The organism is Salinispira pacifica (assembly GCF_000507245.1).
GTDB classification, from domain to species: Bacteria; Spirochaetota; Spirochaetia; order DSM-27196; family Salinispiraceae; genus Salinispira; species Salinispira pacifica.
In genome coordinates, this window is record NC_023035.1 from 401,165 (window position 1) to 414,953 (window position 13,789).

At 55.6% G+C, this 13,789-nt stretch carries 10 protein-coding genes and 2 pseudogenes; 6 read left to right on the forward strand and 6 right to left on the reverse strand.

The genetic code is table 11. The features are described 5' to 3' along the window. Positions 1-57: 57 nt before the first annotated feature. Positions 58-1,704 carry an ABC transporter ATP-binding protein gene (locus L21SP2_RS01735; protein ID WP_081719400.1) on the reverse strand — a complete coding sequence of 549 codons (1,647 nt, stop codon included), beginning with the start codon at positions 1,702-1,704 and terminating at the stop codon, positions 58-60. 156 nt (positions 1,705-1,860) lie between these two features. Beyond that, positions 1,861-2,589: an MBL fold metallo-hydrolase gene (locus L21SP2_RS01740; RefSeq protein WP_024266732.1), complete on the reverse strand. Its 729-nt coding sequence runs from the start codon at positions 2,587-2,589 to the stop codon at positions 1,861-1,863. A 182-nt stretch (positions 2,590-2,771) separates the two neighbouring features. Between L21SP2_RS01740 and L21SP2_RS01745 the strand changes: the two genes are divergently transcribed. After that, positions 2,772-3,359 carry a TetR/AcrR family transcriptional regulator gene (locus tag L21SP2_RS01745; RefSeq protein ID WP_041401000.1) on the forward strand — a complete coding sequence of 196 codons (588 nt, stop codon included), beginning with the start codon at positions 2,772-2,774 and terminating at the stop codon, positions 3,357-3,359. Here the strand turns inward: L21SP2_RS01745 and L21SP2_RS17835 are convergent. Continuing rightward, on the reverse strand, positions 3,309-3,878 hold the full coding sequence (locus L21SP2_RS17835; protein ID WP_081719402.1) for a class I SAM-dependent methyltransferase: 570 nt from the start codon (positions 3,876-3,878) through the stop codon (positions 3,309-3,311). The genes L21SP2_RS01745 and L21SP2_RS17835 overlap by 51 nt on opposite strands. Positions 3,879-4,109: 231 nt before the next feature. Between L21SP2_RS17835 and L21SP2_RS01750 the strand changes: the two genes are divergently transcribed. After that, complete coding sequence (locus tag L21SP2_RS01750; protein ID WP_041401002.1) at positions 4,110-4,430, forward strand: NifB/NifX family molybdenum-iron cluster-binding protein; 321 nt, start codon at positions 4,110-4,112, stop codon at positions 4,428-4,430. A gap of 346 nt (positions 4,431-4,776) precedes the next feature. Here L21SP2_RS01750 and L21SP2_RS16690 read toward each other — a convergent pair whose 3' ends face one another. Together L21SP2_RS16690 and L21SP2_RS01770 are read right to left on the reverse strand one after the other, a co-directional pair. Then, positions 4,777-6,423 (reverse strand): sensor histidine kinase, encoded by a 1,647-nt coding sequence (locus L21SP2_RS16690; protein ID WP_053335547.1) that lies wholly within the window; start codon positions 6,421-6,423, stop codon positions 4,777-4,779. 909 nt (positions 6,424-7,332) lie between these two features. After that, positions 7,333-7,737 carry an IS66 family transposase gene (locus tag L21SP2_RS01770; protein ID WP_041401007.1) on the reverse strand — a complete coding sequence of 135 codons (405 nt, stop codon included), beginning with the start codon at positions 7,735-7,737 and terminating at the stop codon, positions 7,333-7,335. A 272-nt stretch (positions 7,738-8,009) separates the two neighbouring features. On the opposite strand from L21SP2_RS01770, the pseudogene L21SP2_RS01775 reads away from it, so the two are divergent. Together L21SP2_RS01775 and L21SP2_RS01780 are read left to right on the forward strand one after the other, a co-directional pair. Next, positions 8,010-9,075: pseudogene (locus L21SP2_RS01775) on the forward strand (IS110 family RNA-guided transposase). Positions 9,076-9,602: 527 nt separating this feature from the next. Next, a pseudogene (locus L21SP2_RS01780) lies at positions 9,603-10,877 on the forward strand (IS91 family transposase). A 268-nt stretch (positions 10,878-11,145) separates the two neighbouring features. On the opposite strand, the gene L21SP2_RS01785 reads toward L21SP2_RS01780, so the two are convergent. Next, a complete protein-coding gene (locus L21SP2_RS01785; protein WP_024266738.1) occupies positions 11,146-12,252 on the reverse strand; it encodes an IS110 family RNA-guided transposase in 1,107 nt (368 codons plus the stop codon). A 450-nt stretch (positions 12,253-12,702) separates the two neighbouring features. On the opposite strand from L21SP2_RS01785, the gene L21SP2_RS01790 reads away from it, so the two are divergent. After that, entirely contained in the window at positions 12,703-12,987 is a 285-nt protein-coding gene (locus tag L21SP2_RS01790; protein ID WP_041401010.1) for a hypothetical protein, read from the forward strand. Continuing rightward, positions 12,972-13,778 (forward strand): ABC transporter substrate-binding protein, encoded by an 807-nt coding sequence (locus L21SP2_RS01795; protein ID WP_041401012.1) that lies wholly within the window; start codon positions 12,972-12,974, stop codon positions 13,776-13,778. The genes L21SP2_RS01790 and L21SP2_RS01795 overlap by 16 nt, the downstream gene beginning before the upstream one ends. The last annotated feature ends 11 nt before the right edge of the window (positions 13,779-13,789 follow it).

Consider the following 13,789-nt stretch of genomic DNA (forward strand, 5'->3'; position numbering starts at 1 on the left):
GTGTCTCCCAGGGTTACCGCGCGCATGAGTTTTCTGATGTTCAGCATCACAAGCCCCCTACTGCTCGATCTTCCATTCCCGCGCCCGGGAATAGGTGTCCCACATGGAGCCGTACAGGCCGCCTGCCGCCACCAGCGCGTCGTGGGTACCGCGCTCCTCGATCCGCCCCTCGTTGACGACGATGATCTGATCGGCGGAGGTGATGGTGGAGAGCCGGTGGGCGATGACGATGACGGTCTTCTCCTGGATAAGATGGGAGAGCGCTGACAGGATCTTCCCCTCGTTCTCCGGGTCGGCGTAGGCGGTGGCCTCGTCGAAGACGACGATGGGGGCGTTCTTGAGGATCGCCCGGGCAATGCCGACACGCTGCTCGCCGCCGGAGAGGTAGGTCCCCCCCTCGCCGACGAGGGTGGCGTAGCCCCTGGGAAGCTCCTCTATGAACTCGTGGCACTGCGCCGCCTTTGCGGCGGCCAGCAGACCCATCGTCGTCTTTCCGGCGCCCGACGGTCCGACGAGGGCTGTGATCGTTCCCAGCTCCGCCCGAAAGGAGACGTCATCGAGCACCGTGGTCTCCTCGTAGGCGAAGCTCACGTGGTCGAACTCAATGGACGTATCCGCCGGGTTCGCATCGCCGGCGCTCTCCGGGATCTCGCCGGTATCCAGTATCCGGCCGATCCGCTCGGTCCCGATGCTGATCTGGTTGAGGTTGCCGAACATGAACATCAGCTTCAGAAGCGGGAAGAAGAAGCCCCCGCCGACCACCAGGAACAAGAGCACCATGGGGATGAAGCTCTCCCCGGCGCCGTCCGTCTGATGGAGCACGACGGCAGCCGGGATGATGAACACGAGCGAGGAAGAGGCGGCTGTGAGAAACGCCGGGTAGAGCTTGGAGTAGGTATGAGTTATCAGGATCGAGAAGTCCCGGAACGCCATGACCGACTCCTGGAGGCGCTTGAACGATTCCAGCGCCCTGCCGAAGACCTTTACCACCGGCATGGCGCGCACGTACTCCACAACCGCCGCGTTCATCCGCTCGAGGGCGGTGTGATAGTCGCGATAGCTCTCCTTGGTCTTCTCGCCCATCATCATCGCCGGCAGGAGCATGCCGAGCGCCACGGGGAAGGGAATGAGCGCCGCGATCGCGAGGCGCCAATCCATGACAAGGAGGAAGACGATCACCACGACGGGAAACACAACTGCGGTGACGATATCCGGAATGTGGTGGGCCACGAAGAGCTCGATTCGCTCAACGTCGTCGGCCAGGACCTTCTTGATCTCGCCGCTCGTGCGCCTGGTAAAGAACCCCATGGAGAGCCTGGTGAGCTTTTCGGCGATCTTGACCCGGATCTCGTAGAGGATGTTGAACGCCGCGATATGCGACAACATCGACGAGCTGTAGAGGATGATCCCGTACGCCCCGACCGAGGCGAGACTGATGTACCCCAGGCGGTAGAGGAGCTCCCCGTCCAGGTTCGCGATATTCGACGCGTGGGCGGCGAGCTCGCGCAGAATGAAGTAGACGATTACCGTCGGGACGAACTGGGCAGCGGCCGCGACAACCGCGAGGGTCATCGAGGCGAAAAGCCACCACCGCTTCGCACCGGCGATCTCCACGAGGCGGCCGAAGCCCTGCTTTCGCTTAAGATTGGCGTCGGGGTGCGCGTCCGCGCCGGACGGTGTGCCGGCGGCGACTTCCGTGTCCATGAGTGATGCTCCTCTGTAGAGTCTGCATTCTGCCGGTGGTAGCGCCCGGTAGACGCCCACCCTCCGGTTTGAGAAAAGGGGAGATGGTACCGAGTTACTGTAGCTGAGGATCAGACGAGAAGGCGGCCGTTGTGGTCGTTGAACCGGCTATCGCTGCTACTCTTTCCACGGCGCCATGGCCACGTCGAAATCGTCGGTGTACGTGCTGTGCGCCGTGAGCATCAGGGAGATACCGGAGAGGCCGGCGAGCTTGCGGATCGACGGTGCAACCTGGTCGTGCAGCTGATTCCAGACTCGGTAGAACGGCCGCACCACGCCGTCCTCCAGGAGCAGCAGGTCGCCGACAAAAAGAAGCGAGTCGTTGACGAGGTACGCCAGGTGGCCGCGGGTATGTCCCGGCGTGTGAATCGCCTGCACCTTGATCGCGCCGACGGTTACCACGTCGCCGTCGTCCAAAACCTGGTAGTCCCGGGTGATCTCGATCGGACTGTAGAAGAGAAATCGGCGACGCTCCCGTCGTTCTATGGACGGCACTTCCAGCCGGCCCATATAGACCTCCGCGGGTCCCATCCAGGTGCTTGCGCTGTCCACGTCGAAGGCGCCGGCGTGGTCCATGTCGGTGTGGGTGAGGAAGAAATGAGAAATTGAGCGCGGATCGATGCCGAGCCGATCAAAATCTTGCAGGACGTAGTCGTTGTTCCGGTACCCCGCGTCTATGGCGATCGTGTTCTCTCCGTCTGAGTAGATAAAGAAGTTTACGTCGCCCCCATCCTTGATGCAGAAGGCCCTGTCGGTGATCCGGCCGCTCTCGCAGGGATGAAAGAGCTCGCCGGGAATCGCCCGGGAGATGTAATTGCCCCAGATATTGATGAAGTTCTTTCGCACGTCCCTGCCTCCGCAATCTGAACGCCCCCGCCTCCTGCATAATGTGACGAAACATTCATATTTTCAATATGAATGTGAAGGAAACTTCAGATTTTTGCGGCTAGTTCCTTGAAGTTTCGCTCGATTGTATGGATCATGGGCGCTCGATGGCATCGACCCGGCAACCCCGGCAAAAGCGGAGCATGAAGACCAAGCGGCGGATCCTCGAAGCTGGAGTATCGCTCTTCGCAGGGCGCGGATACGACGCCATCCACGCCGGGACGATCGCGGAACGAGCGGGCGTCGCCGTCGGGAGCTTCTACGCCTACTTCGAGGACAAGCACGATCTACTCATCGCCGCAGCCCGTGACTACGTAGAAAAGACGGAGGCTCTCGAGCTTGCCGCGCTGGGGGATCTCGTTCAAACAGGCCGGGCCGATGCCGTTCAGCCGGCAATCCGCGCGTTCCTCACCTTCTCGCTGGCAAACCACCGTAGAGATGCGGCGTTTCTTCGCGAGCTTCTGCGCCTCGCACCCCGCGATCCGGGGCTCGCCGAGATCATCGACAGCCTGGACGAACAGATCCGCCGGGCGCTGGAGAACGTACTGGTGGAACTCTTCTCCGTTCCCGACCGGCGGGCTCGAGAAACGGCGGCGGTGCTCTATACCGTGGTTGAAGGCGTCATTCACACCCTCGCCTTTGAACCGGCCAAGCTCGATGAACAGACGGCGATAGAGACCCTAGTTACGATGATTGCCGATCTGATTGAGGCGCTGCGGATACGGGAGTAGGCCGGTGTCGTGCACCGGCTCGGCTCGGCGATAGCGATATCGGGTTGCCGCCGATCGCGAACCGGTCTGCTTTTCCTTTAGCAGGGCAGCCTGTGTACCCGGAAATAGAGGATCGACTTTCGGTGGTCCCACGTATCGAGCTCGAAATACGCGCGCGATCTCGTTGAGCGCCGATTGCTTGTCGGGAAAGGCGTGGAAACCGTTCATGGTTATACAGAGGTCGATGGAGTTGTCCTCGAGCGGAAGGGATCCTACGTCGGCGCGGACCAGCGTGACATCGGTAAGCCGCGCCGCTTCACAGCGAGAGCGCGCCTGCCGTAGCATCCCCATCCAATAGTCGACGCCGACGATGTGAGCGCCGGAGGCGGCCAGAGCGCGATAGAGCTCCCCGGTGAACACGCCGGTACCCACGAGAACGTCGAGCGCGACGGCGACGGAGGAGTCCGTGGAGGATCGCTCCGGCGTGCAGGTAGCCTGCCGACACAAAGCCGATTTTGACCACCAGGTAGAGTGCTCCAATGAGCACGTACAGGAGCATGGCTCGTTGTGCGTTCATCTCTCCATCCCCATTGCCCAAAAGCTCGTCTTCGTGTAGTAATACCATAGTTCGAACCGGCTAGTAAAGTTGGCCCGTCAACAACGGTGCAATGGAAAGGTGATTCGTGGTTTTGGTAGGCCGAACTGGATTGGGATTGTTACCGTGAGAGCATGGCGCGAGGGTCACCCTCGCAGGTGAAAGAGGAGATTGATATGAATGATGCGGACCTGATCGCCGTTGGAGCCGATGAGAAGGGCGGCGTGTGGAAGGACCACTTTGGGGTTTCACCGGTGTACCGTCTGTACGACCTAACGGGCACGCTCGTAGAAGAGCGGGCGAACCCGCACGCGTCGGCGAATCACCACGGCAACCCATTGCTCATTGCCGAGTTGCTCGAAGGCTGCAGCGTATGGATCGCAGCGACGGTGGGCCCCAAGCGTTCCATGGTCGAGGAGCGCGGGATTCGCGTCATCCTCACGCAGGCGGAAACGGCGGACGAGGCGGTTGCGGCGTACCTTCGCGGCGAAAGGTGAGTGCGCGGCTTCGCCGGAGTGCGAGTCTCAGACAGGGGATCCGCGCGGTATGTCTGAAGAGGAGATTACGGCGGTCCTTGGTATCGCCAACGCACTCTGCTAGTCACTGTACGATCCGGGCATCGGACTTTGTACCCGCGAAACCCCGAGACGGTGTCAGAATCGATTGATACCTTCCCAATCCTCCAGCAACCAGTGGTCACTTGGTGGGAGAAACCGGGTCAGGTGCCACCCTAACGAAGCCCGGTTTCCCTTCTCCCTTCCTTTTAGTCTCAACTACGGTACTTCGGCCATTTGTCCGCTTTTCTTACCGAATACTCCGGGATTCAACAATCGGAGAAAAGCGCTATCTCTCTAGCGGGATTCGGAGCGTAAACTGCGCGCCATCGTCGGTTTCATCGATAGAGAACGATCCATCGAGTTGGTCCGTGAGAACGTTGATCATCTGGAGCCCAAACGTCTCGCCGTGCTCGATTGTCTTGGTCGAATCGAAACCGCTGCCATCGTCACGATACACCAAAACAAGCCCACCAACCTCCGTACGAGCCGTGACGGTAATGCGCCCCGCTCCGGATGAGGTAAAACCGTATTTCATCGAATTCGTGGTAAGCTCGTTGATGATGATCCCTAGGTACGATAGTGTTCGCGAGTCGATCTCGATCTTCTCAACGTCGATCGATAGCGAAATATCCTCACCGTTGTAGAATAACGCAAGAATCTCTGATACGAGAGACGAAACGAACTCGTCCAAGCGCAGCGTCTCAACGCCACCGGAACGATACAACTTGTCATAGAGAACCATCATCGTCTGCGCCCGGCCAGCGGCGTCGCGCAAAGCGTCCTCACCAGGGGTTCCCGCTACTTGCTCGGCTTGAAGAGACAACAAGCTGGAGATGATCATCATGTTGTTCTTCACGCGGTGATGGGCTTCTTTGAGGATCACCTCTTTTTCGTCGAGGAGTTTGTGTACCCGCTCAAGCGCTTCGTGTCGACCGGTGACGTCAAAACCCGTTCCGATCACCGCGATACGTCCTTCCCATTCGATCGTGCCCACGCTCACATCGAGCCATTTTGCCGATCGATCCTTACAAAGAACCTTAATCTCGAAGGAGGAGGGTGCGTCTACGCCTTGCTGTCGTGCTATCGCGTTGTGCCGCGCGATCTCGCGATGGTCGGGGTGGATGATCGCCCATACCGTCTCAAAAGCGAGAAACTCCGCCCGGGTATACCCGGTGACCCGAGTTATCGCATCGTTTACGTAGACGTAGCGATTATCGATATAGATAAAGATAACCGACTCCGAAGCGTTCGCAAGAGAGCGGAACCACTTCTCACTTTGGCGCACCAACTCTTCGGCAATTTTGCGCTCCGTAACCTCGTTATGTATCGTAAGGATCGCCGGTTGCCCCTGATAGTCAACGATCATCCCCGAGGCGAGAAGCCAAAGATGTTTCCCGGACGTGGTGACCATCTCGACTTCCCGGTTATATATACTACCCTCTCTCCGTAAGGTCTCCACCCAATCCTCGCGATCCTTAGGATTCGCCCACACCAACGGCACGCTGAGATTGTGCAGCTCCTTCAAAGTGGCAACATCGAAGAGGCGCAGCGCGTGGGAGTTCGCAAAGAGAACCTTTCCGGCAAATGAAACGATCGTCACCGAGAGAGGAAGGATCTCAGTGGCGCGCTCAAAGAGGCGCCGAACCGTTTTCTCAGTTTCCGAACTCCGTCCCCCTACTACGCTGTTTCGGTTGTTACATACCGCGTTTCGCAGGGACGCCGCAAGAAACGCAACCGTCGTGTGTGTCGGCACAAAGTGATCTACCGGAGCATCTACGGCGGCGTGGAGCGCATCGGTGTCGTCTTGATCAACGAGAAGGAGGATCGCCTTATCGTATCCACTTGCCCGTAGTCGCCGGGAGGACTCGCTCGATCCCGCGATAACGAGATCGACAGCAACCTCTTCGGCGAGTATTGGGAGCGCTTCGTCCACACTTGGGACAAAGGTGAGGGAAAACCCCTGCCCATCCAGGGCCGACACCCGTGAGCGGTACGGAGCATCATCTATGTCAACGATGAGAACAGAGATCCTATCGGAAGAATCGTACTGTGCGGTACAAGAAGAGTTCATCTCCCGGAAAATTATAGAACACGCTAACAATCACGGGCAAGAACCACCTGGTCGAATGCAAGCAATTCGCACGGCAGTGGTGTTCGATTATAATTTGGGCCCCGTATCGAGCGTCCGAATAACCTCTATCGTCGACCCCTCCTCACCGATCATCATCTCAGAGGACTCCGGGATACGCTTGCTACCACGACACCCACACGCCGGTTCCCAATGGAAAAATCCGCATACGCATGGTAGGATAAAGACGCAAATGAGGCATGACGCCGCCCGATACAACCGGAAACTCGACAAGCTCACGGCAAAGAAGTGGCGTAAACAGGGGCGATAGCAGACCTCCGGTTCTACCCTGCCAAAAGGAGTCAAATCCCTGAGCTCACCGCCGCCGGTACGAGGGCAACGCAAAGACCGTTGCGAAAACCGATCGCGTGCTCTGAGAAGCCGGCTGCCACGGACAGGTAATCCGGCCGCATAGAGCGAGGCTTGGGGCGCAGGTAGATGAGCCAGTCGATTACGAGAAGGTCGAACAGGTTGAACACCTGGTAGTAGGCATAGTTCAGAAGTAGAGCCCGCCCGAACGTCAGGTGTTCACGGGCTCTATGCCTCCCGCACAAAGGGACGGTGGGCACAGATGCCATGGTGTCGGGATCGTTCCTGTCGGCGCGGTCCAGTAGGTCCGCGCCTGATTCGGACTACGTCCTGCGGTACGACTCTGATATTATCGCGGTCATCGAGGATCCCGACGAACTGATCCCGGTTTCGATCCCCATCGCCTCAACTTACATGTTTCTCCGTTCGGCCCTTCGGGAGACGTGTGCCCGTTCCCAATGCCAATCGGTTTCTAACAGTCCTAATCTGATAGAGCTTGCGGATGTACTTGATCCCTTCGTCGGCAGCTCCGGCTTTCTTCGACGCCTTCTTTGCATCATGGAATCGCCGCCGAGCGTGGGCCCAACACCCGACAAGTGTAATGCCGGGTTCCTCACCGGCAATCTGGTCGTATACCTCATACCCATCGGTCTGAAGGTACGTCGTACACCCTTCAAGTAGCTCTAAGAATAATACTGCTGTTTTCCCGGTAAGATCGTTTCCGATGGGAACCTCGCGGAATGCTTTTGCGATGACTATGATATCGGAGATTTGATGCGGTTTGAGATCGGCCAACGACAGGAAGTTCACAATGCGTTAGTTTCCAGGATTCCCTTTTTTCTGGCAACCACACCGTTTCGGAGGACGCATAACGCCCGCATAACCTGTTTTCCGTACATGGCGGAAATCCTGCCTGCGAAGCAGAAAGAGCAGGATTTGTGCCATAGGAAAATCTGGTTCATGCGATTGATACTCATTAAGGCCCCCCGTGGAGGTCGTAAGCCGCGAGGCCTAGCCTCATAATTATAAGAGCTGACCGGCGTACGAAGCGCCGGCCGCCAATTTTTATTTAGGAGGCCCTAATGAGGTTCTACAAAAAACAGCACAAATTCTACGCCGGTATCGATTTACATGCAAGACAAATGTACATCTGTGTCATTGATTCATCCGGAGAAATCCATCACCACCGAAACCATCCTACCACACCAGACGAGCTGTCGCTCATTATTCACCGGTTCGGTACGGATATCGTCATTGGTGTCGAATGCATGTTCAGCTGGTATTGGGTAGCCGATTTCTGTGAGGAGCACCGGATCCCATTTGCCCTTGGTCATGCCCTTTATATGAAAGCGATTCACAGCGGTAAAACCAAGAATGACCGAATTGATGCAATGAAAATTGCATCGATGCTTCGGGGAGGCATGTTTCCCCTCGCCCATGCGTACCCAAAAGCAAAACGGGCAACCAGGGACCTCCTGCGTCGGCGGCAGTTCTTCGTTCACCACCGTGCAGCGCTCTTAAGCCACATCACCAATACAAATACCCAGTACAACAATATACCCATCAAAGCGAATCTGCTGCGTGCATCGAATCGAGAGGGAATCGAGGATCGATTCGACATCCGAAGCGGTGCGCCAATCAATTACCGCAGACAAGTATCTGCTTGATCATTATCACCGGGTAATTCTTGATATTGAATCGACGGTCATGCGCCATGCAAAGGCAGATGATGCGCACGCACTGAGTCTTCTCCGTTCAATTCCGGGAATAGGTCCCGTACTTGCCCTTACCATTCTCTATGAAATAGGTGATATAGAGCGGTTCCCAAAGGTCGGCAATTTCATCTCCTATGCACGCCTGGTCAAATGCTCTCATGAATCTGCAGGGAAACGATCCAAGGGAGGTCATAATAAGATCGGAAATGCACATCTGAAATGGGCATTCAGTGAAGCAGCTGTATTACTCATCCGGGAAAGAGATGAAGCCAAACGCTTGCACCAAAGTCTTTCTGCCAAATATGGCCGGGCGAAAAGTCTTTCAATAATTGCGCAGAAACTTGGACGTCTGGTTTTCCATATACTCAAACACCGGCAGACATTTGATGCAGAACGGTTTTTCGGGACCAGGATAGCTGAACCTGTCATATAACTGGATCGCCATAGTGGGGCGTCGTGTTCTAATGGAAGATAAAAATGCGGCATTGCGACCGCCAAAAATTTCCATTGTAGGATACCCGTTTCGCTGAATCCCTCACGATTGATTGGTGAGCTATCCTGTGTCCTTTTTACAAATACGAAGTATGCCGTTGGTCATTTGCTTGTCTGACCGTTTCAGAACCTGCATATGTAACTGAGGCAAGGCATTCTGCTTTCGACCTCCTCTTTTGAATCAGGCTGAAACGGGTACTGAATTAATTCTACGGCTGGCAATGACTGCCTGATCGTCTATATGTGTTTGGTGCAGACAGGTTCTGCAACCCTGGGAAGAATAATCCCCTCAGACAATGAATGACTTTCGGCATAATTCGTCAGCGACCTACTTTGGAAACGGAATAATTTCGGGGCCGGGCTATTAACGTGCCTTGACGGCGGGGGGCCTTATATGTGTTATGTGGCTCTTCTATCCAATTTAAAGCAAATCACAAGCACCGTGCTACATCTTGCCGTTATTTATATGTGGCTGTCTACATTCCCAAGAGTACTGGAGCCGTTCAATCCATTTTCAAAAATGGGCGAGTCGCATATGAAGGGTATGCCGAGCCTTCACCATCGCAGCTTGCACGTATAGATACCTTCCTCGGCTGCGCAGATTGGAGCAAAGGGCTTGCGAGGATTCGATGTGAATCCTGTGGCTACTCTTACTTCAGGCCGTTTTCCTGCAAAGTCTTTCATCTCTGCCCATCCTGCGACCAGAAGCGCACCTTGCTGTACGGGGAGTATCTGGCAAAGGAACTCTTACTGGAACTGCCCCACAGGCAGTTCGTGTTCACAATACCCAAGATCCTCCGTCCCATTTTCCGCACCAACAAGCGACTGTTCGGCCTGGTTTCCAAGCTCATCTTTTCTCTGTTATCCGAGTATTTCAGTCTCGTTGCCGGGAAAACACTTCAATCAGGCTGTGTAGTTTCCTTCCAATCCTTCGGTGAGTTTGCCCGCTTCCACCCCCATTGGCATGTCATTGTTCTGGAGGGAGGTTTCACCAAGTACGACAAATTTGTATACCTGCCCATCGGAGCCGACAAGGGGTTTGTGAAAGTCTGGCAAGCAGCAGTGCTATCGTTGCTGCTCGCTCAGGAAAAAATTCACCAGGAACGGGTGGACATGCTGAACTCATGGAAGCATTCCGGATTTAGCATCGATAGTTCTACCCGTATTCTGGGTGAAGCTGATCGGGAAGCTCTTGGTCAGTATATAGTGCGTGGTGCAACTTGTGCTGAGAAGATTTCATACGATTCAAAAACCGATACTGTCACCTGGACTGCTTCCCCGAAGGAATTCTTCAAAGGTAAAAAAGAGTACTTTCGCAGCTTTGAGTTCATTGATCAGCTGATGGCCCACCTGCCTCCAAGAAGGGTTCAATTAGTCCGCCGATATGGTGTATATGCAGGACGAGTTCGCTCGAAATGGAAGGATCGCCCGAAACTCGCTCATTTTGCGACTGATTACTGGCATGAGCAACGGGGAACGGATACATCAGCTGATTCGCCCACAGAAGATGAGCATGAATTACAAGGCGATGTGTGGTCTCGACTACGAAAGCAAAGCTGGGCCCGATTGCTGCAATAGGTGTACGAGGTAGACCCATTTATTTGTCCCAAGTGCAATGCCACGATGGCAGTGATTGCCATAATTGAAGACGAAAATGAGCTGGATAAAATCATAAAATGGTATTCAAAGGAGGTGTCCCAAGCTGCAGGAGCCCGGGCACCACCCCTATTAACCAAAGTCTGATTCACGAGAAAACCATTTTATCCCACAAATAGAAGTGTTATACCGCATCTACGGGTGTGCTGCGCCCGAAACTTTCGTACTAAGCCCGGAATAATAGCTATTATTGGATCTCTTGACATACATGTGGGGTGAATCTATGATTTTCTCGTGCGTTGCACAGTGATGGAACACGTCAAAGGGTCACAGCTTGGAAAATTAGTCGCGAAATACAGTTTCACGCCGAAATTTCAGGCCTACTGCTGGATGACAGTTCTACTATGTTTTCGTGTCAAGCAGCATCTCGCTCTTTCTTGTGTTCCTCCAGTGTTTTTTGATACTCGACGAGTTTTCGTCGGTACAACTTTTCCTTCAACCAGTGGAATTGCTCGCCTTGCAGGAGCATCCGGCGCATGATACCGCACAACCGCCGGATCATGGCGATCCGCGCTCGCCCACTACCGCGCCTTGCTTTAAGGTCCTCGTAGTAGCGCTCCCACCCGGGTGTTCCTTTGATCGTCTGGTAGATCGACTGCGTGAGAATCGTCCGGCTCAGTTTGCGTGACTCCCGGGTGATATGACCGGGACGACTCTTGCCGCCGGAGTCGTGACACCGCGGTACCAAACCGAGATAGGCGTTCATGCGTCGCAGGCTCGGGAACCGGTGAACATCTCCCACGTCGGCAAGAAAGGCGGAGGCGGTCAGCGGCGTGATGCCGGGAATGGTAATCAGAAGCCGGATCTGCTCATCCAGTGGAGCACTCGCCTCCACGATTCTCCGGCCGAGCTGCTCTTTCGATTCAGTGATAGTTCGGAGCAGATCAACCTGGATCTGCAGCGCGTCAACGATCACCTCTGAGAGGCGTCGATCAGCGAGGATCTCGGCGACGGACTCTTTCCCCTTGAACAATCGCGATCGGTCGTTCGAACTCACGGTCACACCATCCTCGGTGAGCATCGCCTGGATGGTGTTCTTCAGCATGCGAATCTGGCGATTAAGGAGGTTGTAGCTGGCGAACAGCCTACGCAGCGTACGGATCGTTTCGCTTGGCTTGGACACCGTCGGGATGCCGAACTCACCGGTGACCAGAAAGACCCACAGCGCCTTGGCCATATTGCGCGCATCCTGGCGATCGGTCTTGTTCCAAGAATCGGTGATGATGCGAAAGCGCATCGGATCGAGGATGTAGCAGGTAGCGCCGGTAGCCTCGACGCGGTCGGCCCAGTAGAAGCTTCCGCACGACGCCTCCATCACGACCGCATCCTCTGGACCTAATTCATCGAGATACGCTTCCATCTGACATGACCGCAGAAACCGCGTCTCGCGCCCGTCGCGATCAAGCACAGAAACCGTCGAGTACTTCTTGTGCCGATCGATACCATGAAACCGTGTAATCATCGTCTCCTCCTCGTTATCCTGAAAGCAAGAGAGCAGAGTACCGATGTCGGTTATGCGTTCCATTCCACTATTGAGGTTGCATACCCGAGCAGGTTCCGAAGAAACCGACCAGGGCAGCATCGCCCGCCGGGCGTGCTATTCTGTTGGTACGGATGCGGTCGGTGGCCTGCCGGGGATGCATGGCGAGCAGGTTCCGGAGGCACCGACCAGCCAAACCTATCAACGTGGTCGCAACCCGCCGCAACGGGACGCCACAGAAAAGTTACAGGCCATCGACCGTCCTGATCTCTGCGCTTCCGGATTGCTTGTGATCAGGAGCAGTCTAACACCACCGACCGCAAAATGCGCCTAACCAACGCTTGACACGAAAACATAACAACCTATCATTAAAAGTTTGACGGTCCTAACAATATACGTTAAAGTTAACTATCTCACACGTAGGAGTTGATCATGCATCGCATGTTTTTTGTGTTCGCCATAGCCGCGCTTATGCCGTGGTTTTCAGTTCCTATCATCATCGCTGAGGGACAGGTCGAATCGGCGCCGGAGTTACTTGACGATTCCGTTGAGCAAGAAGTTTACTCGGGGACGCCGGGGCGAATAACCGCCTACATTTCCGGTCCCGCCGGGATGGTTGAACGGCTTGAAAAGGAGTTTGAGTCACAACACGGCGACGTAGTCGATGTAGTTCTGATGGGTTGCGGCCCCTCCGACAACGGGTGTGGACCGAGCTAGAGTCCGGAGAGATTCGCGCGGACGTTTTTTGGGGGTCCGATCCCTTGGTGTATAACGCGTTGGAGGCGCGGGGTGCTCTATCCCCGTTTCAGCCGGAAGCGGTCGCTTCGTTCCGTCCGGAGTTTCAAGTCGACCACGACTACACCTTAGTCAGCGAACGTTACGGGGTAATTATCTATAATAGTGACGCCCTGCACGTCGAGAACGTTCCAACCTCGTTTGCCGACCTCGCCGATCCGTCGCTCAGGGAAAGAATCGTACACGCGGATCCAACACAGTCCGCCACGGCGTTAGCGTTGGTTGCGGGGTTATACGAGATATCCGGCAACGATTGGACGCTGGAGACACGTCTGCGGGATAACGGGCTCTTTCTGGCGCGGCGAAACGGTGACGTACCGATGAAGATTCAGGAGGGCGAATTTGATGCTGGGATCGCCCCCCACGACCCTATCACGCGCTTGCGAAAGAAAGCGCAAAAAGAAGGCTACCCACTCCCGCTCGCGATAGCGTGGCCGTCGGAGGGCGCAATCGCGATTCAGCGTCCGATAGCGATCAGTCGAAACCCTGCCCGTCCGGCGGAGAACCAACAGATCGCCGAGGCTTTCGTACGCTTCCTTGTTTCCAGGAAAGCGCAGAATATGATGGCCAATTTCGGTTTTGTGAGCGTCCGTTCCGACGTCCCCGTACCGTCGATAGTCCCGGAAGATGTAGTCGTTTCCCGATTGGACTGGGAAACACTGACCGACCGGCAAGAAATGATCGCCGACGAGTTTGCTGCACTTTTCCATTAAACGAAACGGCC